Below are 21,126 nucleotides of genomic sequence, written 5' to 3'. Positions count from 1 at the left end.
AGGAGCGGTGCTCTCTGTCAAGACTATTGCTCGTGAGTACGACCCGTGCTCTAATTCGTGGTACCCGGTCGGGTAAGCTTCGGCGGTACTGACCTGCACGATCGGTGCGGTGGGTGCCTGGTGCCGGGACCGACGGGACCGCTCGAAGGAGGAGAGGCCTTGGCTTCCGCACGCGCGCTGCGGGAACGCGTCCGCAAGGAACTGACCGAGGAGATCGTCGAGATCGCCAAGGCGCAGCTCGCCGACCGGGGAGCCGAGAACCTTTCCCTGCGGGCGATCGCCCGGGACCTCGGCATGGTCTCGTCGGCGGTCTACCGCTACTTCCCGAGCCGTGACGACCTGCTGACCGCGCTGGTCACCGACGGCTACAACTCCGTCGGCACCGCCGTCGAGCAGGCCGACGAGGCGGCGGCGGCCGACGACTTCGCGGGCCGGTGGCGGTCGGTCGGGCAGGCGCTGCGTAGCTGGGCGATCGAGCACCCGCACGAGTACGCACTTCTCTACGGATCACCGGTACGCGGCTACCACGCCCCGGAGACCACTCTGCAGGCGGCGATGCGGGACAAGGTCGTGCTCGGCCGGATCATCAGCGACGCGCACCGAGCCGGAGTGCTGCGTACCCCGCCGACCGCTCAGGCCACGCCCGAGTCGCTCGGCGGTGACCTCGAGCGGGTGCGGTCGGCCGTGCTCCCAGCCGTGCCCGACGAGTCCGTCATCGCCGCGCTGGCCGCCTGGAGCGGGCTGTTCGGGATGCTCAACCTGGAGCTGTTCGGCCATTTCAACAACATCATCGACGACCGGGCAGCCCTGTTCGACCAGGCCCTGACCCGCCTGGCCGAGTTGGCCGGACTGCCGACCTGACCCGACACACCACGCCAAGACACCGCGACACCCCTCGGAACACCGCGGTACACCACGCCCGAACAACTGGAGACTGTCCGTTTGGATCATCGTCATCATCTGCTCAGCCGTGCTCATCATGGAGTTCGTCCTGCACGGCCTCGCCATGTACATCGGTATGGAGGCAGGTATCCAGCCGTTGCAGAACCACTTCGGGTTCCGCCCCAGCCGGGCGTTGACCCTGCTGATCGCGGTCCTCGACACTCTGGCCGCCGCCGGCCTGGTGATCGGCATCTGGCGGCCGGAGATCGGCGCCATCGCCGCCGGCTACACAGTGGCCTTCTTCGGCATGATGCTGATCCTGCGCTTCTACCGTAACCTCGGCGGCATCCTGCCGCCCGACTTCCCGCTGTTCTTCGCCCTCGGCGTGGTCGTCCTGGTACTGCAGCTGATGCGTTGACGCCCGCAGCGGACGCGAGTCGGAGCCGGTGGGCGAAGCGGCCCCAGCGGGCGAGGTTGGCGCGGCGGCCAACCGCACCGGCCGGGCCGGCCGGTACCCGACTGGTGATCGGCGTGGAACGATGGGCGGATGCCACGAGGTGCGAAGGCGGGCGAGGAGCGGGCCGGGGTGCCGTTGACCAACCTCGACCAGCCGCTGTTCGACGGCGCCGGTGCGACAAAACGCGACCTCGTCGACTATCTCGACGCGGTGCACGACCGGATCGTCCCCGCGCTGCGCGACCGGCCGCTGTCGGTGGTCCGGGTCCGACCCGGCCAGCCACCGTTCATGCAGAAGAACCTGCCCGGGTACGCACCGGACTGGATCGCCACCGCCGAGGTGTGGGCGGACCGTTCCCGGCGGATGCTGACCTACGGCCTGTGTAACGACCGGCGGACTCTGCTCTGGTTCGCCAATCAGCGGTCGGTCGAGTTCCATCCGACGTTGACGACAGCCGGCGAACGGGCGTACCCGACGCACCTGATCCTCGACCTCGACCCGCCGCCGGGCGGCGCGTTCCGGTTGGCGGCGCAGGCGGCCCTGCTGGTCCGCGAGGTGCTGACCTCGTGCGGCATGGCCGGGGCGGTGAAGACCAGCGGCGCCAAGGGTGCGCACGTGTTCGTGCCGCTGGCGGGTGACGCCGACCATGCCGACGTCGCCGCGGCGACCCGGGCGATCGCAACCCGCGCCGAACGCCTGGACCCGGCGCTGGCGACGACGGCTTTCATCGTCGAGCAGCGGGACGGCAAGGTCTTCCTCGACTCGACCCGGGCCGGCGGCGCGACCGTGGTCGCCCCGTACAGCCCACGGCTGCGGCCGGGTCTGCCGGTCTCCTTCCCACTGACCTGGGAGGCGCTGGAGGCGGCGGTGCCGACCGACTACACCATCGGTACGGTGCCGTCCCTGCTCGGCGACGGCGATCCGTGGGCGACGCTGATGCCGCTGCCGCAGCGCCTCGATCCCGGCCTGGTCGAGCAGGGCCACGGCATCCCGATCGCGCGGGTGGTCGCGATGCACGAAGGCAAGCGCCGCGCCGCCGAACGCCGTAGACGCGAGGCCCGGGAGCCCGACGGCGGGCCGGGCTGACGCTGTCCGGGTACGACGGCCTGGCCGGGTACGACGGTCAGTCGATCCGGCCGACCGGCTCGCGCTTCTCGGCCTGGAACACGTCCTCGGTGCGGCCGCGGGCCCAGTAGCCGGAGATGGAGATCGCCTCGCGGGGGATGCCCCGTGCCTGGAGCACCTTGCGGACAGCCTTGATCGACTCACGCTCGCCGTGGGCGAAGACCTGCACGGCGCCGGGAGAGTCCTCGGCGGGCGGCCAGGGCCAGTCCTCCATCGCGCGGGCGAGGAACACGGTGTCGCCGTCGTCGGCGTTGACCAGCCAGTTCACCGTCACCTGGGCGGGATGTTCGAGGTCGATGATGTCGGCCGGATCGGTGATCTCGAGGTGCGCGACGCCGCGCGCGTGCTCCGGCAGTGCCTGCAGGGACGCGGCGATCGCTGGCAACGCGGACAGGTCCCCGGCGAACACGTGCCAGCCGACCGCCGGGTCGGGCGCGTACGCACCGCCGGGACCCGACAGCACCAGCCGGTCGCCGGGCGTGGCCTTGGCCGCCCACACCGCCGCCACCCCGGCGTCGCCGTGCGTCACGAAGTCGATCGCCAGCCGCCGGGTGGCCTGGTCGAACCAGCGGACCGTGTAGGTACGGGTCACCGGCCGTTGCCCGGCCGGCAGGGTGGTTCGCAGCGCGGCGAGGTCGTAGGGCGGCTCCAGCCCGAGCGTGGGGTCGACGAACAGCAGTTTCACGTACGCGTCGGTGTGGGCGGCGTAGCTGAACTCGGCCAGTGACGGCCCGGCGAGAACCACTCGCACCAGGTGCGGCGTCAGCCACTCGGTGGACTCGACCGCGAGTACGTACTGATTCGGTGCCTGTCGCTGGGTCGTCGCCATCGCGTGTTCCTCCGCTCGCTGCTCCTTCTTAGGTTAGGCGAGCCTACTTCGCGGCGCACTGCGTGGCGACGGAGGTCGGTGCGTGACCCCCCGGGCGACCTCGTCGTGTATCGGCTCCGACATGGCTTGCTAACCGTGCCGCAACAGCCAGGGCGACATCGCCGTAACAAGCTCTACCTAATCTCGTCTCTAGTCTATAGAGAAGGGAGTGAGATGACCGCTACGCAGAGTGCGGCCCTCGTCGAGGCGGCCGGCACCCACAACGAGGTGCTGGCGTCGAGTGCCCCTGAACCTGCGCCCATGGTGTCGATCGTCGACCTCCACAAGCAATACCGCACCGCCGACGGCGATGTTCACGCCGTACGGGGGATCAGCTTCGACATCGCCAAGGGCGAGTTCGTCACGCTGCTCGGCCCGAGCGGCTGCGGCAAGACCACCATCCTGCGCTCGGTCGCCGGCCTGGAGACGCCGACCTCCGGCGAGATCGCCATCGGCGGCCGACCCGTCTACTCATCCGACCGTCGGATCCGGCTCACCCCGGCCCAGCGCCAGATCGGCATGGTGTTCCAGTCGTACGCGATCTGGCCGCACATGTCGGTCTTCGACAACGTGGCCTACCCGCTGCGGCGGCGCAAGCTGCGCAAGGCCGAGATCAATGCCCGGACCACCGAGGTACTGGAAATGCTGGGGCTCGACCACGCGGCGCGGCGCCCGGCAACCAAGCTCAGCGGTGGACAGCAGCAGCGCGTCGCGGTGGCCCGCGCCCTGGTGTCCCGTTCCGAACTCATCCTCTTCGACGAACCACTGTCGAACCTCGACGCGAAACTGCGTAAGGAAGTCCGCCAGGAGATCCGCGACCTGCAGCAGCGGCTCGGCATCACGGTCCTCTACGTCACCCACGACCAGGAAGAGGCGATGGCGGTCTCAGACCGGATCCTGGTGCTGGAGAGCGGCGAGATCAAGGACCAGGGCGCCCCGACGCGGGTCTACTCGCGCCCCGCCGACGTGTTCGCGGCGAACTTCGTCGGCGAAAGCGAGACGCTGCCGGGCACCGTCGTTGACGCCGACGCCGATCACTGGCTGGTACAGACCGTTATCGGCCAGCTCCACGTGGCGCGACAGCCACACGACACCGTACGGGTCTCCGAACCCGTCGTGCTCACCGTCCGTCCGGAGCACCTGCAACTGCGGGAGGCGACCTCGGACACCCCGGTGCCGGCGATCGCCGGGTCGGTGCGCTCGGCGTCCTTTCTCGGCCCGTTCGCCGAACTGGTCGTCGAACTGGAGTCCGGCCACCTCGTCACCGCCCGGGTGACCGGCGGCGCGGGCGCGGCACTGGGCAGCCGGGTGCACGTGCGGATCGAGCCGCACCACGTGGTGCTGCACCCGGACCGCTCGCCGGCGGGCCACGACCCGCAGTGACAAGACGACCAAGACCAGTGCGATGAGCCAGCGACTCAAGGAGAACGACGTGACATACAACCAGGTGCACCCCAAGAGCCACGCCGTCGAGATCATTGACCGCAGCGCGACGCTCCGCAAGCTGAACGACGCCCTGGAGATCGACTTTGCGAAGACCGCCGTCGTGCAGATCGACATGCACGTACGGCAGATCGACAAGGACTGGTCGTCGTTCCCGCAGAACGTGGCCGAGCGGATCCTGCCGAACGCCGCCGCCTTTCTGGACGCCGGCCGCGAGCTCGGGCTGCCGGTCATCCACGTCATGGTCTACCAACGGCTCGTCGAGCGCGGCATGCAGCCGCGCACCGCGATCGTGCAGAGCACCGGCCGGCACGGTACGCCGTACGGCCAGGCACCCCGGCCCGGGTACCACCCGGACGCCCCCGAGGGCTACTTCGAGTGGGACGTCATGCCGATCCTCGGCCCCAAGCCGGGTGACTACATCATCAACACCAAGCGGCAGATGACCAGCAGCTTCCTGTCGACCGACGTGGAGCACCTGATCCGCTGCCTCGGCGTCGACACGTTCTTCGTCGTCGGCATCAACACCAACAACTGCGTCTCCAACTTCTCGTTCGACGCCTACAACCGGATGTGGATGCCAATCGTCGTCACCGACGCGGTGGGCTCCACCCACGGCAAGGACCTGCACGAGTTCGCGCTGCAGAACTACCCCCGCACCATCGGGCTCGCGATGTCCTCGGCCGAGGCCGTCGAGCGGCTCAGCGCCGCCAAGGCCACCGCCGCGGACACCGCGATGGCGGGTATCTGACCTGCCCGCCGGCTGATCGTCACACCAATCGAGGGGAAGACACATATGCTCACCGGACCCACGGTCGACGTGTACGACCGTAAGGAATTTCTTCAGGTCATCAACGACGCCGTTCCGGTCGTCCCGGCCCAGTCCGCAGTCGTGACGGTGGAGATGACCAAGCGTCGGCTCACGCCCACCGCGCCGTTCCCGCCCGGCGTACGCGACGAACTGCTCGCCAACACCGAGGAACTGCTCACCCTGGCGCGGGCCACCGGCACCGCCGTGATCCACGTCCTGTCGGCGCTGCGGCCGGTCGAGACGCAGGCGCGGGCCAACACCCGGGTCGGCCGGGCCTGGGCGGCCATCGGCGAGTCGCCGAGCCCGTACGGCCCGGTGCCCGACGAGTCGGTCGACGTGCAGGACGGCACGTTCAAGCCGGACTTCGCGGTCTCCGTCGCCGACAGCGACTACATCATCAAGACCAAGAAGTCGTTGAGCGCCTTCTACCAGACCGACCTGGAGTGGCTCACCAAGGCGCTCGGCGTCGACACGCTGATCCTCGCCGGGGCGAACACCAACGCCGACATCCAGTCCACCGCGTACGACGCGAGCTGCAAGGCGTACAAGGTGATTACCGTCGCGGAGTGCGTCGCCACCTGGTTCGGCGAGGACCTGCAGGAGCTCGGCCTGCAGCAGCTCGGACGTTGCCAGGGCTGGGTCCTGTCGCTGGCAGAGCTCGCCGGCAAGCTCAACTCCGCCCCGGCCGCGATGGAGGTGCCGGCATGAGACACCACAGAACGACCATGCTGAAGCTCACGGTGCCGCTGACCGCGGCGGCGTTCGTGCTGGCCGCCTGCGGCGGCGGTGACGACGCCGACGCCGCGACGACGGCGCTGCCGGAGGAACTCGCGGTGGCGTCGGCGGTCGACATGACCGACGAGGAGTACGCCGAGTACCTGACCGCGTTGGAGGAGGCGTCGAAGGCGGAGGGTGGCGTACTCAGCTACTACTTCAGCGCTCCCGCCGCCGCTGCGGAGAAGCAGATCAATCTCTTCATCGAGAAGTACCCCTGGGTGGAACTGGAGTACACCTCCGGCGGCACGCTCGAGCTGATCGAGCGCGTCATCACCGAGAACGCGGCCGGGCGCCCCAGCGCCGACGTCCTGCAGGGCGGGCCGCTGGAGGACAACACGCTGTGCCGTGACGAAGGGCTCTGCCTGGAGTACGACCCGCGTGGCGAGGCTGACCTGCCGGCGGACCGCGCCTACGCGGACTGCGGCTGCTCGGTGGCCGACTTCTTCACGTTCCACATCACCTACAACACCAACCAGGTCAGCGCGGCCGAGGCTCCCCAGACGTACGAGGACCTCACCGATCCGAAATGGAAGGGTCGGTTCGGCGTCAACATCGACCAGCTCGACTGGTTCGCCGGCGTGCTGGCCGAGATGGGTGAGCAGGACGGTCTGGCGTTGATGGAGGCGATCGCCGCCAACGAGCCGGTCGTCTACGCCGGCGCCGACGGCCTGGAGAAGCTGGCGGCGGGCGAGTTCGACATCGCGTTCCCGCAGAGCGCGACCCGCACGGTCCGGGATCTGATCGCCGACGGGGCACCGATCGAGATCGTCACCACGCCGGTGACCATCGCCCAGCCGGACATGTACTTCCCGCTGAAGAACGCGCCGCACCCGGCCACCACCCGGCTCTACATGGAGTGGCTGATGAGCGACGACTGGCAGAACAAGGTCGGTGCGGCCGTCGTCAAGGTGCCGATCAAGGAAGGCGCGCCGATCCCCTCGTCGGCCGAGGGCATCCTGGACAGCGAACTGTTCTTCGAGACCACCGACAACTTCGGTGACTACGACACCCGCGTCGAACAGCACCAGTCGATCTTTGTGACGGGCTGATCGACATGACCACCCTCGTGGACAGCTGGGCCCGGCTCACCACCGGTCGGGGCACCCGCTTCCCCGCGCTGCGGGGGGTCTTCACCCCCCGCAGCGTGGTCTACGGCCTGGTCCTGATCATTCTGCTGGCACAGGTGGCGCTGCCGATCGCCATCCTGCTGTTCACCAGTTTCAAGGACGCCCGACCCACCGACGCGGACTTCTTCTCCCTCAGCTTCACGTTGGAGAACTTCCGCGACGCGTTCGCCTCCGGCCGGCTGCTCAGCGTCACCTGGACCACGGTGCAGTTCGCCGGCGGATCCACGCTCGTGGCGCTGGCGCTGGGGACGTTTCTGGCCTGGATCGTCGCCCGCACGAACGCGCCGTTGCGCAACCTCGTCGGGGTGCTCACCATCGTTCAGATGGCGGTGCCGGGGATCCTCGTCCCGGTCGCCTGGACGTTCCTGGCCAGCCCGAAGATCGGGGCGATCAACGTGGCCTGGCGCAACCTCACCGGGACCGAGGGCACCCTGTTCAACGTCTACTCGATGCAGGGCCTGATCCTGGTGAACGGGCTGACCATGGTGCCGATGGTCTACCTGTTCGTGGTAACCGTCTTCTCCTCGATGAACTCCTCGCTGGAGGAGGCCGCCGAGGTGTCGGGAGCCTCGAAGCTGCGCGCGGTACGGGACATCTCGCTCCCGCTCGCGGCGCCCGGCATCGCCGCCGTGGCGATCATGGCCCTGATGCGGGCCTGGGAGGCGTTCGAGATCCCGTGGTTCCTCGGGGTCAACGAGAAGATCTTCACCTACGCCTCGGAGATCTACCTGCGGACCAGTACGCCACCGAGCAACGTCGGTCTCGTCTCCACCTACGCGGTCTTCATGCTCCTCGGGGCCGTGGTGATGATCTGGTGGTACGACCGTTTCAACCAGGCGGGGGAGCGCTACGCCGTGATCAGCGGCAAGAACTTCTCCTCGGTACGGATGGACCTGGGCCGGTGGCGGGTGCCGGTGACCATCCTCACCTTTGCCGTGCTGACCCTGGTGATCCTGCTGCCGCTGTTCATGCTCCTGTGGATGTCGCTCAACCCGTTCTTCCGGCAGTTCAGCTGGGAGGCCGTGACATCGCTGTCACTGGAGTCGTATGTGGCCGCCCTGCAGACGCCCAACATCCTGCAGGGGTTCGCGAACAGTCTGCTGGTCGGCGTACTGGCGAGCGTCGGGGTGCTGACCCTGTCGACCCTGGCGGCGTGGTTCTCCGCCCGGCGGGTTCCCGGCGGCCGGCTGCTCTACCTGCTGACGTCGGTGCCGATGGCGCTGCCGAACGTCATCGTCGGTGTCAGCTTTCTGTGGATCTTCCTGATCACTCCGTTGCCGATCTACTCGACGCACTGGGCGCTGGTGATCGCGTACATCACCATCATCATCGCGGTGGTGTCCCGCCTGGTCAGTGCACGGATGCTGCAGATCAGCTCCGAGCTGGAGGAGGCCGCGCAGGTGGCCGGGGCGAGCTTCGCGCGGGCGATCTGGACGATCGTCGTGCCCCTGCTGTCGCCGGCGTTGCTGGCCGGCGCGCTCATCACGATGGTGATGAGCTTCCGTGAGCTGCAGACCACTCTCTACCTCGCGGGTCCGCAGACCCGTACCGCGGCGGTCGTCATGTTCGACATGGCCGGCGACGGACAGTTCTCCACCGTGGCGGCGTTCGGCATCGTCACCTTCGCCGTACTGCTGGTGGGTCTGGTCGGCTACAACCGCCTCAACGCCCGGATGGGACTCGAGGGCGGCCTCTGAGGCCGCCCTCGGGCCCTGGGCCTACCCCTGTCACCCGGGCCTGTTGCCGACCGTCGCCCAACCCTGCCGACCGGTGTTCCGTGCCGACCGGTGTTCCCTGCCGGCCGGCGGCCACCCTGCGAACACTCTAGTGAGGACGTATGACCACCACCGCCGCGCTACCCCTGACCGACCGTGACTATCCCCGCTTCACCGCCGCCGAGTTCGACCGTCGCGACGCCGAGATCCGCGCCCGGATGGAGGCCCTCGACCTCCAACTCGTCGTCGTCTGCGGTCGGGGCGGGCGGGACCCGAATGTGCTTTACCTCAGCGACTGGTGGTCGACCCGGGAGGCCTGGGTCCTGTTCCCCCGGCACGGCGACCCGACGATGCTGATCCAGCTGTCGAACCATCTGCCGCTGGCCCGGCGGATGTCCCGGTTCCCGGACGTACGCTTCGGCGGCTCGGCGCCGACCGGCTCGGTCGACACCACCCCCACCCTCGTCGAATGTCTGCGGGAACGCGGCGTCTCGACCGGCCGGGTCGGCCTGGCCGGGACCGTCACCTGGCGCGAGTACGCCCGGCTCACCGCCGCCTTCCCCGGGGTGGAGTGGGTGGAGTTCGGCGGGCAGCTTGCCGATCAGCGTCAGGTCAAGAGCTCCGAGGAACTGCAGCGGCTGGCCGTCTCGGCGCGGATGTGCGACGCGTCGGCGATGGCGATCGCCGAGCAGGCCCGGCCCGGCATGACCGAGCACGAGCTGGCCCGGATCATCGAGGACAGCTACCTGACCGACGGCGGGATCAACGGCATTCACTTCATGGTCGCCACCCAGATGGCCGACCCGCGTGGCGGCGTACCGTGCCAGCACCAGTCCGACCGCCGGCTCCAGATCGGTGACGCGCTCGTCGCGGAGCTCAGCACCAACTACGCCGGCTACTCCGCCCAGGTGCTGCGCAGCTACACCATCGGCGCGGACCCGACCCCGCTCTACGCCCGGTTGCACGATGCCGCGCTCGAGGTGTTCGACGCCGTCAGCTCGGTGATCAGGCCGGGCGCGACGGTGTCCGACATTCTCGACGCGGCAGAGGCCGCCCAGCGACACGGCTACACGATCTACGACGACCTGGTGCACGGCTGTGCGCAGCTGCCGGCCATCGTCCGCACCCGGCAAACCTACCGCGGCGAGCCGGAGGGCTTCGTGTACCGGGAGGGCATGTGCCTGGTGGTGCAACCGAACGTGGTGACAGCCGACGGCCTCGCCGGCGTCCAGTACGGCGAGATGTTCGTCGTCACCTCGTCCGGTCTCGAATCGCTGCACTCGGTGCCGCGCGAGTTCTTCCGGTGCGGCTGACCGCGTGAGCGCCACCGACAACCAGGGACGCACGCAGCGCAGCGGGGCCGTCCGTCGCCGCCTGGTCATCGACGTCACCCCGCTGCGCGAGTCACCGGACTTCCGGCGGCTCTGGACCGGTCACGCCGTCGCCATCCTGGGTACCCAGATGACCAGGGTCGCCGTGCCGTACCAGGTCTACGTGCTGACCGACTCGACGCTGATGGTCGGCCTGGCGAGCCTGGCGCAGCTCATCCCGCTGATGGTCTGCTCGCTGTTCGGTGGGTCGGTGGCGGATGCCGTTGACCGCCGCAGGCTGCTGGTGGTCACCGAAGGTCTGCTCGCCGCCGTGGTCGGCGGCCTGGCGCTGCTCGCGCTGCTCGACAGCCCGCCGATCTGGGCCATCTTCGTGCTGGTGGCGGTCACGGCCGGACTCTCGGCGCTGGAGAGCCCGGCGCGCAGCGCGGCGGTCGCCGGCCTGGTCCGTCGGCAGATCCTCCCGTCCGCGTTCGCGTTGAACCAGACCCTCACCCAGGTGGGGGCGATCGTCGGGCCGGCCGCCGCCGGCGTGGTCATCGCGGCGCTCGGCCTGTCGACCACGTACGCGCTGAACGTCGTCACGTTCCTGGTGTCCATCACGGTGCTCACCCGGATGCGGCCGATGCCGCCCGCCCACCAGGTGACCAAGCCGGGGCTCAGGTCGGTGATCGAGGGCCTCACCTACCTGCGGAGCAAGCCGGCGGTGATGGGGTGCTTCCTCGCCGACGTGAACGCGATGTTCTTCGGTATGCCCCGTGCGTTGTTCCCGGCGATCGCCCTCGGCCAGCTCGGCGGCGACGCGGTGACCGTCGGCCTGCTGCACGCGGCCCCGGGCGCCGGGGCACTTATCGGGGCCCTCACCTCCGGCTGGGTCGGGTCGGTGACCCGCCACGGGCGTGCCGTGATCGTCTCGATCATCGTGTGGGGCCTGGCGATCGCCGGGTTCGGGGTGTCGCACTGGTTGCCGCTGACCATCGCCCTGTTGATGGTGGCCGGTGCCGCCGACGTGGTGTCGGCGGTGTTCCGCCAGACGGTGCTGCAGCTCAGCGTCCCGGACCACCTCCGGGGGCGGCTCTCCGCCGTGCATATCGGGGTGGTCACCGGAGGGCCGCTGCTGGGCGATGCGCGGGCCGGGGCGACGGCGAGTTTCAGTAGTCCGGCCTTCGCGATGGTCTCCGGTGGTCTGGCCTGTGCGGTCGTGATGGGCATCCTCGGCTGGCGGCTGACCGCGTTGCGCCGGTGGACGCTCGCTGATGCCCATAACGGGGCCGAAGGCCGAGAGGACGGGGCCTGACGTGCCGCCACGCACGGAACCACGCGACTCCGATGGTCTGACGACTCGACTCTGTAGAATCGAGCCATCGGACGGTACGCCGGGGGGTGTACCGCGGGGTGAGGAGAATCGAGGGCATGGCAGTGGTGTTCGACAACCACGAGGCAACGTCCTTCGCCGGTATCTCGGGAACCGTCCACGAACGTGTCCGGGACTGGATGCGTGCGGCGATCGTCGACGGGACGCTCAAGAGCGGGTCACGGATCGTCCAGACCGAGATCGCGCAGCTGCTGGGGGTCAGCCCCACGCCGGTACGCGAGGCGATGCGCGACCTGGCCGCCGAGGGGTTGATCAAGGTCCACGCCCGGAAGGTGGCCACGGTCACCGCCATCGACGCGGACGAACTGCGCGATATCCGGCAACTGCGCGAGACCCTCGAGGCGCTGGCGGCCCGACTGTGCGCCGAGCGGATCACCGAGGCGGAGCTGGCCGAGGCCGAACGGATGCAGGAGGAGATGGAACGCGACCCGGACCTCGGCAAGTACGTCGAGCTGAACCGAACGTTCCACGTGTTTCTGTACAATGCGGCGCGTTCGCCGCGTCTCACCCAGATGCTGCTGTCGCTGCGTTCGGCGACGCCCGGCATGCTGTCGGTGGCGTTCACCCGGTCCAAGGAGCGGCGGCTCGACGGGCTCGACGAGCACCGGCGCTTCCTGAAGGCCTGCCGCGACCGGGATCTCGACGCGGCGGAGGCCATCTTCCGTACCCACTCGTCTCCCGCCTTCGACGAGATGCTGGCCATGCTGGAACGCCAGCCGACCGACTGACGCCCCGGCCGTCCCGGCGGCCGCTGCTCGCACGGATGCCCCGGCCGGCGCGGCCGTACCTCGGCGGAGGTCAGCCGTGAGCGACGGTGCCGGCCGCCCGGCCCGGACCCCGTTGGCCGCCGCCGTACCCCCGCTGCTGGTGTTCTTCAACCCGCTCACCCAGCTGGCGTACATACCGATCTCGGTCGGCCTGGGGCGCAGTCTCGACCTGAGTCCGGCCCAGATCGGCATCACCATCGGTGCGCACAGCGTGGCCACGGCGGCCGCCGGTGTGCTCACTGGCCCGCTGCTCGACCTCGTTCCGGTCCGCCGGATCCTGCTCCCCGGGATGCTGGTCAACGCCGTCGTGTCGATCCTGCTGTGCCTGTACCAGAGCTACGCCGTACTCACCGTCGGACGGCTGCTCACCGGCTTCGCCAGCGGTGCCGTGGCGCTCTGCGGCCAGGCGCTGGTGGCCGACCTGACCCAGGGCGACCCGAAGGCCCGCGACCGGGGCTACTCGATGTTGCAGACGTTCGTCAGCATGGGCGCCGCCTCGGCGCTCGCGCTGGGCGCGTTCGCCGCGTCGCTGCAGCAGCCGGTCATCGTGTTCGCGGTCGGTGCCGGCTACGCGACCGCGCTGCTGGCCGTCGTACTCGTTGCCAGACTGGGCCGGGAACGCCCGCCCGCCACCCATCCGGCCGACGTCCCGTTCGGACAACGGATCCAGCTGACGCTGCGGGCGATCCGCCGGATGCTGGGCGAACGGCGCCGCCGCTGGCTGATTCTGTCCAGCATCGGTATCGGCCTGATCATGCAGGGCAGCCACTTCGGCATCAGCGTGCTCCTCGACCGGCTACCCGAGCTGAGCACACTGGAACGGATCGGCGTGTCGATCCTCATCCCCTGCGGGGTCTTCACCGGCAGCTTCATCAACCGGATGTCGCTGAAACGGATCAGCCGCGAACAGCTGTTCACCCGGCTCTACCTGGTCATCCCGCTCGCGGCGGCGGCATACGCGGCGGTCGCGTTCGCCGGGCTGGATGTGGTGGCCGTCGCGCTGACCCTGGTCCTGCTCGGCACCTGCCTGGGCGCGCTCATGCCGCTGTCCATGGCGATCAGCGTCAACTGGAACCCGGAGCTGCGGGCGACCGCCGCCGCCACCGACGCACTCTCCCGCAGTGTCGGTCAGACCACCGGTCCGATCGCCGTCGGCGCGCTGGTGGCCTTCGGTGGCGTCGGCACGGTCGGCGTGGTCGTCTTCGGCGCTACCCTGCTCGGGCTGGCCGCCTCCCGCAACATCTTCACCGCCAGGGCCTGACCGAGGCCGCGGTCTCGGAACCCGTCTGTTACCGCGAGCGGGTACGCCGCAGAAGGGCTCCTCGGTGCCGGCCAACGCGTCGCTGGGCGTTTCACTACGTGCTGACCGTGCTGATACTGTCGGTCGCACTGCTGCGGGGTCGGCGGCGGTCCCGGCGATCTGCGGCGGCTCCCGCGCCGCCGCGCGGTGGGACGAGTCCGAAGAACCCGGCCCACCAGTCAAGCTCCTCGACTGAGCGCCGTTACCTCTCAGTGGGCTTTGGTGAGCGCACGGTTGGTAGTCCTGCCTTGCGGTAGGACGGTCCCGGTCTGATCCGCTTGAGCGGTGCCGGGTTCACGCTTCACGGCCACCTGCCCGCGTGTGCGGGTCTTCTGGTCGGCTCCACGTGCTGCCACCGGGCCACTCCCGGCGGTTGCCGCCGCAAGGGCGGCCAGGTTCACAGCGGCGTTGCGGTCACGGTCGATGATTAGACCGCACGCCTCACACCGGTATTCACGCTCGGACAGGGCCAGCTTGGTTTTCACCGTGCCACAGCCCGAGCAGGTCTTGCTGGACGGGTACCAGCGGTCGGCCACCACAAGCCGGCCGCCGTTCCATCCGGTCTTGTACGCCAACTGGCGGCGGATCTCCGCGAATCCGGCGTCGGCGACGTGCCGAGCCAACCGCCGGTTGCGCAGCATGCCGGTGACGTTGAGGTCTTCCACCACAACGGTGCCGTACGTCGTGGCGAGTCGGGTAGTGAGCTTGTGCAGCCCGTCACGGCGCAGATGAGCGACCCGGGCGTGAGCGCGACCGAGCCGGCTCGCGGCCCGTTCCCAGCGCTTCGAGGGACGTCGTCCGGTACGCCGGTCCGGGCCCTGCTCGCGCGACAGCGTCCGGCCGAGCGCATGCATCCGTTGCCGCGCGGCCACGAGGTGGCGCGGGTTGTCGACCAACTCGCCGGTGGACAGCACCGCGAGATGCCGGATACCGACGTCCACACCAACCACCGAGCCGGGTCGGGCCGGGCTGCGTTCGGCGCGTTCGACCTCGACGGTGAACGACACATGCCACCGTCCGCCATCACGACGCACTGTCGCGGACATGATCCGGGCGGTGCCGGCTTCAATACGGCGGGCGAGCTTGCGGGCGGACTCGTGCAACTTCAACCGGCCCAGCCGGGGTAGCACCACGTGCATCCGGTCCGGTTCGACCCGGATCGCCCCGGTGGTGAACCGGACGCTGGGCGTGGTACGGCGGCGGGACTTGAACCGGGGGAAACCCGACAACCGACCGGCGCGTTTCCCGCTGCGGGAGTCAGTCCAGTTCTTCAACCCGCGAGCGAGCGCGTCGAGGCCGGTGTTGAACGCCTCCTTCGACACCTCACCCCACCACGGCGCGACTTCGGGCTTCGCGGCGTTCCACGCCTTCCGAAGACCGGCCAGCGACCAGGACAGTGATGGCGTCAGCAACTCGTCTGGTACGCCGTAGGAGCGTTCGGCGACGCGCTGGTCCATGACCGCCTTGACCTTCGCGAGCGCCCAGTTGTGGGCGAGCCGGGCGGCCCCAGCGTGTGCAAGGACGTCGCGTTCCTGGCGCGAGGTGAGGTCGAGGGCGAACCGGTACCCCTGGATCGTTTTCACGCCGGGCCACTCTCGGTGGCGGCTTCGACCGCTCGGCGGGCACGGTTCGCGGCAGCGCGACGCCCGTACAGGCGGGCGCACAACGACGTCAGGATCTCCGTCACGTCGCGGACCAGATCATCGTCGACCTCAGCCGGGTCGACCACCAGCAGTCGGCGGCCCTGCGCGGCCAGCGCCGCCTCAACGTACTCGGCCCCGAACCGGGCGAACCGGTCCCGACGCTCAACCACGATCGTCGCCACCTTCGGGTCGCGCAGCAGCGCGAGGAACTTCTCGCGGTGCCCGTTCAACGCGGATCCAACCTCGGTCACCACCCGGTCGACGCCGAGTTTCTGCCCGGTGGCCCACACGGTGACCCGGGCGACTTGCCGGTCCAGGTCGGGTTTCTGATCGGCTGAGGACACCCGGGCGTACACCACGGTCTGCCCCGTCTCGGCCGACGTGCCGGTGACCGGCTCACCGACCATGATCAGTCGACCGATCCGGTAGGTGGGAACAGGCAGCGTCCCGGCTGCGTACTGTCGCCGAGCGGTGATGTACGCGATGCCGGTCGACGCTGCCCACTCCTTGAGGTTCACGCGAGCATCATAGTAGCTTCAAGAGCGCCATCGATGCCCGGAGCGCCAACAGTCAGCTACCCCCGGTGTCATTCGGCGGGGGCCGCCGAGGCGGGGCGGGTGGCCGCGACCGGGTCGAGCGTCGGTCCGGTGGGTATCCGCGAGACCAGCGTGGTCGGCACGTCGGTCGCCTGGGCCGCCGAGTAGCCGAGCTGCCCGAGGACGGTCGCGTTGGGCACCGGGAACTTGATGCCGAGGTCGGTGACGACGTAGTACGGGCCGGTATCGGCGGTCGGCGCGCCAATCACCCGCACGACGGCGACCCGGCCCGGCGGCACCAGCACATAGTCGGCGAGGATCACGCCGTCGCGGGTGACCGAGCCGGTCGGTACGGCCTCGTCGAGGCCGGCCACCGTACCGCCAACAGCGGCGATCGTCGGTACGGCGCGTGCGTCGCCGGTGACCGCGCACAGCGCGTCGCCGGTTGCCGGTCGGATCAGCGCGGGCGGCGTCGCGGGCGGCGCGCTGTCTCCGGTCGCTGGCCGCACCTGGCTGCTGGTCGGTGCCGCCGTGGCCTGGGACACAGATATCTCGACCGGCTCCACGGTGAACTCGGCGCGCAGGAGGTTCTGCTGCAGCTCGGTGATCGGCGCGAGCCCGTCGTCGAGGACGAGGTAGTACTGTGGCCCCGAACCGGTCTGCGTGACCAGCACCTCGCCGATCGCCCAGCCGTCCACTTCGCCGGACGGCTGGTTGCGGCCGCTGAACTTGACCCGTTCGATGGCGTTGCCGGCGGGCAGCGCGTTGAGCCACGCCGCGCCGACCGGTGCGGCGTCGACCTCTCCGAAGAGGGCGGGTACGACGTTGCGGGCGTCGCGGATCAGGAACCGACGGCCGTGCCAGACGAGGTGCGTCGTGTCCTGCCGGGAGTCGCGGACCAGCACGCCCTCCTCCGCCAGCGACCGCCCGCCGACCGGTGCCCGAGACACGACCAGGGAGACGGTCTCGACGGTTCGGCCGGTGTCATCCCCGCTGGGCGCCGAGCAGATCGTCCAAGGTAGGCCAATGTGCCTACTGGCCGGTGCCAGAGAGTTGGGCGCGCCCGGAATACCGATCGTGACGCCGCGGGGCGTGCTGGCCAGCGAGTTGCCAGGCACCCGGAACACGGGCGCGTCGGTTCGGCCGGAGGCCAGCACCGCCGACGCGTAGTTGAGCGTCGGGTGCAGTTTGCCCTGGAGGTAGATGAAGCTGGCGCCGGTCTCCTTCTCGATCACGACCGCGCCGTCGGCCTGCCACCTGTCGCTGCCGGCCTTGGTCATGATGCCGTAGATGCCGAACCCGGCGGCGACCAGGACGGCGATCATCAGGCCGCCGAAGGTTGCGCCGACACCGCGGCGCAGCGGGGACTGCTGCGGGTCGGTCTCGCGCATCACGAAGGCAGAAATGACCCGTCGAGTGAGAAACTGGTACGAGTGGAGTTGGTCGCGTCGCGTGGCCATGTCTGGGTCACCTCCCGTCGGGGCGGGCGCCGTCACGCGCACCAGGCCGCGTAGGTCGGTCATCTTCGGGCTGCCCTCCGATGCCGTCGCTCGCGTCGATCGTCACGGAGCCGGCTTCACCGGCCGCGACCTCCAGGGCATCGCGGATGCTCGGGTAGGCCCCCGAACGCTGCGTCGAGACGACAGGTACGCGCGCCATCGGTTCCTCCCCGTACCGCTCGGTGAAGAATCGTAACGAGTGGCTGCTCGCGCTCATCACCCCGCAGACGCAAGTCGTGCCCGACAAATGCAATTGCTCCAATTTAGGGAGTCGGGCTTGGTAAGGCCGGCATGATCCAGTTTGAGTTGGTCGACCCGGTCCAGGAAGGAACCGGTTCCGAGGCCACTTGACAGGTCGATCGGGAGCCTGTTTCGTACTTCTGTCCTGGGCGTGTGGCGGGCGATGGTGCGGTGGGGGCACGGTGAGCGGTCTGCTCGGCATCTCGATCGTCAACTACCGCAGTGCGGGTGACACCGGCTGCCTCATCCGTTCCATCGTGACCGGACTGGCCACCGGCCCGCAGGCCACCGGCCCGCGCGTCGCGATCGCGATTGTCGACAACAGCGACCAGGTCGCCGAACTGTCAGAGATCGCCGGGTACGCCGAGCGTGCCGGCGTGCCGGTCCGGGTGATCGCCGGGCACGGCAACGTCGGGTACGCCGCCGGCAACAACCTCGCCGCCACCTGGCTGCTGGCCGAGGGCGCCGAGGTCATCTGGGTGCTCAACCCGGACACTCGGATCGTGGGTGGCAGGCTCGCCTCGGCCCTCGACGTGCTGCGCGCCGGCGACCGCGCGATCGGTGCGACGGCCAGCGCCGCGCCGGGCGTCGCACCGGGCGGCGGGCCGGACCTCGGCATGGTCGACCTGTGGACCGGCCAGAGCGGACGACCGCCCGCCGCCGGGGCGGCTGGTTCGCACAAACTGGTCTACGCGGCCGGCCACTCGCTGCTCGTCACCCGCCGCGCATGGCAGGATCTGGGCGGGTTCTCCGAAGACTTCTTCCTGTTCTACGAGGAGGCTGACATAGCGCTACGCGCGGCCCGGTTGGGCATCCCGACCAGGGTGGTCCCGGACCTGGCCGTCCAGCACACCGGCGGGGTGGCGACCGGGGCGACGGCGGACATGGCGGCCAAGTCGACCACGACGTACTTTCACGCCAGCCGCAGCTGCATGGTTTTCTTCCGCAAGCACTACCGGCACCGGGTGCCGTTCGCCGCCGCGGCCCGGCTCGGCTACGCCGCGAAGGCGCTGCTCGCCCGCCGCCCCGACGCGGCGACCGCCGTCATCCGGGGCACCGTCGCCGGGTTGCGGGCTTGACGAGCCGAGGGCTGAGCCCGGGCCGGCCCAGTCCGGGCCGGGCTGCGCTGGCCGCGTACGCGATCCGGCGCGCGGTCGGCAGCGCGACGGTGATGTACGTGGCCGCGCTGGCCATGTCCGGGTTTGCCATCCTGCTCAGCGTCGCGCTGCCGCCGGCAGAGCGCGGCCTGCTGGTCGCGACGACGACCAGCGCGACCGTCGGCGTCGCGGTCGGCGGGCTGTCACTGGAGACGTTCATGCTCGCTCAGGGCAGCGACTGGCTACGGGAGCGGTCCGGGCGGCGCAGCCTCGCCGTCTACGCCGCCACGGTGCCGCTGTCGGCCACGCTGGGCTGGGTCTTCGCCTGGTACGCGGCGGCGGCGGCGCCGGCACTCGCGGCAGCTGGGGCGGCGTGCGTCGCGGCCGGCACCATGCCCGCGGCGGCGGGCCTGACCCTCGGGCGGTTCGTCGCCGTCTACCGCCAGCGCGCGCTGTTCGCCGCCACCGCGCCCGTGCTCTACCTCGTACTCATCCTCGCCTCGGTCGACGACGCGACGGTCTGGCTGCTGGCCTGGCTGGGCTGCCAGGCGGTGATGGCCGTCGCGATGTGGGCGGCGCACGGGGCACCCTTGGGCGCGATGGCGCGGCGCGCCTCGACGGAGCCCGAACGCCTCGCCCGGCTGGGCCTGACCCATACCGGTTCGGTGGCACAGATCTTCACGTACCGCTTCGACCAACTCGCGCTGGCCCGCTACCAGGGCGCGGACGCACTGGCGATCTACTCCCTGGCGGTAGCGGCCATCGAATTCTCCCAGGCCGGCGCGGTCGTCGCAGCCCAGCGGACGCTGCGCGACCACGAGGAAGGCTCGGCCGACCGGCTGCGCGGGGTGCTGCGCCGGGCCGTCTACCTGGCGGTCGGCATGGGAGTGCTGGTGCTCGTCGGGCTGGCCGGTATCGGGGTGCTGACCAGCGGGTACGCGGCGGCCGTGCTGCTCGGCGCGCTGCTGGTGCCGCGCAGCGTCGCGGTGTCGGTCGGTAAGGTCCTCAGCGCGCGCCTGGTCAACCTCGGCGGCGAGCGCACCACCGCCGTGATCGCGCTCGGTACCGCGCTGGCCGCGGTGGTCGGCTATCCTCTCGTCGCCGCGCCGTACGGGGCGTGGGGCGTCGCCGCGCTGTCGGTGGCTCTGTTCGCCGCGCACAGCATGGTGCTGGGCCTCGCCGTCCGGTCCGGGGCCGGTCATCGGGTGGCGGGGGACAGGGTCGGTGGGCGTGGATAGCGACGGAACCCGCGTCGTCGCGGTGGTGCTCAACTGGAACTGCGCGGACGACACGATCCGCTGCGTCCGGGCGGTCGCCGCCGGCAGTGTCGTGCCGGAGGTCGTCGTGGTCGACAACGGCTCCACCGACGACTCCATCGACAAGCTGCGTACGCTCGGTGACGCGGTGACACTGGTGCGGCTCGACGCCAACCTCGGCTATGCCGGCGGGATGAACGCCGGTATCCGGGTCGCGCACGACCGCGACGCGGCCTTCGTCTGGCTGCTGAACGCGGACTGCGTACCCCGGCCGGACACGCTGCCGGCCCTGTTGTCGCAGGCGGACCGGTACGCGGTGTCCACATCGGTTCAGACGACGTCCGCGCGACCCGACGACCCCGACCCGGAGCCGTACGTCGTCGCCGCGACGCTGCCGGGCGGCCGGGTACGGCCGTTGCGCTGCGCCGGGTGCGAGGTCGGTGCGCACGATGTGGACGTGGTGACCGGCGCGGCCATCCTCCTCGGCGTCGGTTGGGCCGTCCAGGTCGGCCTGTTCGACGAGCGGTTCTTCCACTACAAGGAGGAGTTCGACCTGGTACGGCGGATCGCCGCGGCGGGCGGTCGGATCGGCCTGGTATGCGCCTCGCAGGTGTGGCACCGGCGGGGCGGCAGCCTGGCCGGTTCGAGTCCTCGCGCGCAGTACTACCATCACCGCAACGAGATCCTCTACGTACGCAAGCACTACCCCCGTCCGCTGCGGCGGATCCTGATCGGGGAGCCGGTCCACTACAAGAACCTGGCCAGGTCGGTGCTCCGCCTCGTCGCCGGAGGCCGCAACGACCGGCACCGGGCGCTCGCCGTCCTTGCCGGCTACTGGGACGGGCTGCGTGGAGTGCACGGCCCGACGGAGAGGTTCTAG

At 70.0% G+C, this 21,126-nt stretch carries 19 protein-coding genes; 15 read left to right on the top strand and 4 right to left on the bottom strand.

Features of this window, described 5'->3' with window-relative positions; translation table 11 throughout:
* The first annotated feature begins 159 nt into the window (after positions 1–159).
* From O7621_RS28220 to O7621_RS28210, 3 genes are all read left to right on the top strand, one after another.
* On the top strand, positions 160–861 hold the full coding sequence (locus tag O7621_RS28220; protein ID WP_282232011.1) for a TetR/AcrR family transcriptional regulator: 702 nt from the start codon (positions 160–162) through the stop codon (positions 859–861).
* A 109-nt stretch (positions 862–970) separates the two neighbouring features.
* Positions 971–1,300, top strand: coding sequence for a hypothetical protein (locus O7621_RS28215; RefSeq protein ID WP_282232010.1), 330 nt, complete (start codon positions 971–973; stop codon positions 1,298–1,300).
* 129 nt (positions 1,301–1,429) lie between these two features.
* A complete protein-coding gene (locus O7621_RS28210; protein ID WP_282232009.1) occupies positions 1,430–2,425 on the top strand; it encodes an ATP-dependent DNA ligase in 996 nt (331 codons plus the stop codon).
* A gap of 37 nt (positions 2,426–2,462) precedes the next feature.
* On the opposite strand, the gene O7621_RS28205 is transcribed toward O7621_RS28210, so the two are convergent.
* Positions 2,463–3,293, bottom strand: coding sequence for a siderophore-interacting protein (locus tag O7621_RS28205; RefSeq protein WP_282232007.1), 831 nt, complete (start codon positions 3,291–3,293; stop codon positions 2,463–2,465).
* A gap of 213 nt (positions 3,294–3,506) precedes the next feature.
* On the opposite strand from O7621_RS28205, the gene O7621_RS28200 reads away from it, so the two are divergent.
* From O7621_RS28200 to O7621_RS28160, 9 genes are all read left to right on the top strand, one after another.
* Positions 3,507–4,715 (top strand): ABC transporter ATP-binding protein, encoded by a 1,209-nt coding sequence (locus O7621_RS28200; protein WP_282232006.1) that lies wholly within the window; start codon positions 3,507–3,509, stop codon positions 4,713–4,715.
* Positions 4,716–4,764: 49 nt separating this feature from the next.
* Complete coding sequence (locus O7621_RS28195; protein WP_282232005.1) at positions 4,765–5,526, top strand: isochorismatase family cysteine hydrolase; 762 nt, start codon at positions 4,765–4,767, stop codon at positions 5,524–5,526.
* Positions 5,527–5,571: 45 nt separating this feature from the next.
* Positions 5,572–6,294, top strand: a complete 723-nt coding sequence (locus tag O7621_RS28190; RefSeq protein WP_282232004.1) for a cysteine hydrolase — start codon at positions 5,572–5,574, stop codon at positions 6,292–6,294.
* Positions 6,291–7,412, top strand: coding sequence for an ABC transporter substrate-binding protein (locus tag O7621_RS28185; protein ID WP_282232003.1), 1,122 nt, complete (start codon positions 6,291–6,293; stop codon positions 7,410–7,412). The genes O7621_RS28190 and O7621_RS28185 overlap by 4 nt, the downstream gene beginning before the upstream one ends.
* Before the next feature lie 5 nt (positions 7,413–7,417).
* Complete coding sequence (locus O7621_RS28180) at positions 7,418–9,187, top strand: iron ABC transporter permease (RefSeq protein ID WP_282232002.1); 1,770 nt, start codon at positions 7,418–7,420, stop codon at positions 9,185–9,187.
* Positions 9,188–9,327: 140 nt separating this feature from the next.
* Positions 9,328–10,518, top strand: a complete 1,191-nt coding sequence (locus O7621_RS28175) for a M24 family metallopeptidase (protein ID WP_282232001.1) — start codon at positions 9,328–9,330, stop codon at positions 10,516–10,518.
* Positions 10,519–10,522: 4 nt separating this feature from the next.
* Positions 10,523–11,830 (top strand): MFS transporter, encoded by a 1,308-nt coding sequence (locus tag O7621_RS28170; protein ID WP_282232000.1) that lies wholly within the window; start codon positions 10,523–10,525, stop codon positions 11,828–11,830.
* A gap of 116 nt (positions 11,831–11,946) precedes the next feature.
* Positions 11,947–12,636: a GntR family transcriptional regulator gene (locus O7621_RS28165; protein ID WP_278170998.1), complete on the top strand. Its 690-nt coding sequence runs from the start codon at positions 11,947–11,949 to the stop codon at positions 12,634–12,636.
* Between the two features lie 76 nt (positions 12,637–12,712).
* Positions 12,713–13,936: an MFS transporter gene (locus O7621_RS28160; protein WP_282231999.1), complete on the top strand. Its 1,224-nt coding sequence runs from the start codon at positions 12,713–12,715 to the stop codon at positions 13,934–13,936.
* A 248-nt stretch (positions 13,937–14,184) separates the two neighbouring features.
* On the opposite strand, the gene tnpB is transcribed toward O7621_RS28160, so the two are convergent.
* The 3 genes from tnpB to eccB all read right to left on the bottom strand — a co-directional run bounded on the left by tnpB (position 14,185) and on the right by eccB (position 17,614).
* Positions 14,185–15,558, bottom strand: coding sequence for an IS607 family element RNA-guided endonuclease TnpB (tnpB, locus tag O7621_RS28155; protein WP_282231998.1), 1,374 nt, complete (start codon positions 15,556–15,558; stop codon positions 14,185–14,187).
* The gene (locus tag O7621_RS28150; RefSeq protein WP_282229855.1) at positions 15,555–16,136 is read right to left on the bottom strand and encodes an IS607 family transposase; all 582 of its coding nucleotides are present in this window, start codon (positions 16,134–16,136) and stop codon (positions 15,555–15,557) included. Before O7621_RS28150 ends, tnpB begins: the two co-directional genes overlap by 4 nt.
* A 68-nt stretch (positions 16,137–16,204) precedes the next feature.
* Entirely contained in the window at positions 16,205–17,614 is a 1,410-nt protein-coding gene (eccB, locus tag O7621_RS28145) for a type VII secretion protein EccB (protein WP_282231997.1), read from the bottom strand.
* 461 nt (positions 17,615–18,075) lie between these two features.
* Here eccB and O7621_RS28140 point away from each other — a divergent pair, with 461 nt between their 5' ends.
* From O7621_RS28140 to O7621_RS28130, 3 genes are read left to right on the top strand one after another with little or no spacing between them, the layout of a single operon-like run.
* The gene (locus O7621_RS28140; RefSeq protein ID WP_282231996.1) at positions 18,076–18,972 is read left to right on the top strand and encodes a glycosyltransferase family 2 protein; all 897 of its coding nucleotides are present in this window, start codon (positions 18,076–18,078) and stop codon (positions 18,970–18,972) included.
* A complete protein-coding gene (locus tag O7621_RS28135) occupies positions 18,969–20,228 on the top strand; it encodes a hypothetical protein (RefSeq protein ID WP_282231995.1) in 1,260 nt (419 codons plus the stop codon). Before O7621_RS28140 ends, O7621_RS28135 begins: the two co-directional genes overlap by 4 nt.
* Complete coding sequence (locus tag O7621_RS28130; protein WP_282231994.1) at positions 20,221–21,126, top strand: glycosyltransferase family 2 protein; 906 nt, start codon at positions 20,221–20,223, stop codon at positions 21,124–21,126. The genes O7621_RS28135 and O7621_RS28130 overlap by 8 nt, the downstream gene beginning before the upstream one ends.

The sequence above is a fragment of the Solwaraspora sp. WMMD937 genome (assembly GCF_029581175.1).
GTDB lineage: Bacteria > Actinomycetota > Actinomycetes > Mycobacteriales > Micromonosporaceae > Micromonospora_E.
This window is presented reverse-complemented; position numbering and strand designations above follow the sequence as displayed.

Excerpts from the sequence above, each read along its gene's own strand:
- O7621_RS28200 (WP_282232006.1), top strand. The coding sequence starts at position 3,507 with ATGACCGCTACGCAGAGTGCGGCCCTCGTCGAGGCGGCCGGCACCCAC.
- O7621_RS28180 (WP_282232002.1), top strand. The coding sequence starts at position 7,418 with ATGACCACCCTCGTGGACAGCTGGGCCCGGCTCACCACCGGTCGGGGC.
- O7621_RS28205 (WP_282232007.1), bottom strand. The coding sequence starts at position 3,293 with ATGGCGACGACCCAGCGACAGGCACCGAATCAGTACGTACTCGCGGTC.
- O7621_RS28175 (WP_282232001.1), top strand. The coding sequence starts at position 9,328 with ATGACCACCACCGCCGCGCTACCCCTGACCGACCGTGACTATCCCCGC.
- O7621_RS28190 (WP_282232004.1), top strand. The coding sequence starts at position 5,572 with ATGCTCACCGGACCCACGGTCGACGTGTACGACCGTAAGGAATTTCTT.
- O7621_RS28185 (WP_282232003.1), top strand. The coding sequence starts at position 6,291 with ATGAGACACCACAGAACGACCATGCTGAAGCTCACGGTGCCGCTGACC.
- O7621_RS28165 (WP_278170998.1), top strand. The coding sequence starts at position 11,947 with ATGGCAGTGGTGTTCGACAACCACGAGGCAACGTCCTTCGCCGGTATC.
- eccB (WP_282231997.1), bottom strand. The coding sequence starts at position 17,614 with ATGGCCACGCGACGCGACCAACTCCACTCGTACCAGTTTCTCACTCGA.
- O7621_RS28210 (WP_282232009.1), top strand. The coding sequence starts at position 1,430 with ATGCCACGAGGTGCGAAGGCGGGCGAGGAGCGGGCCGGGGTGCCGTTG.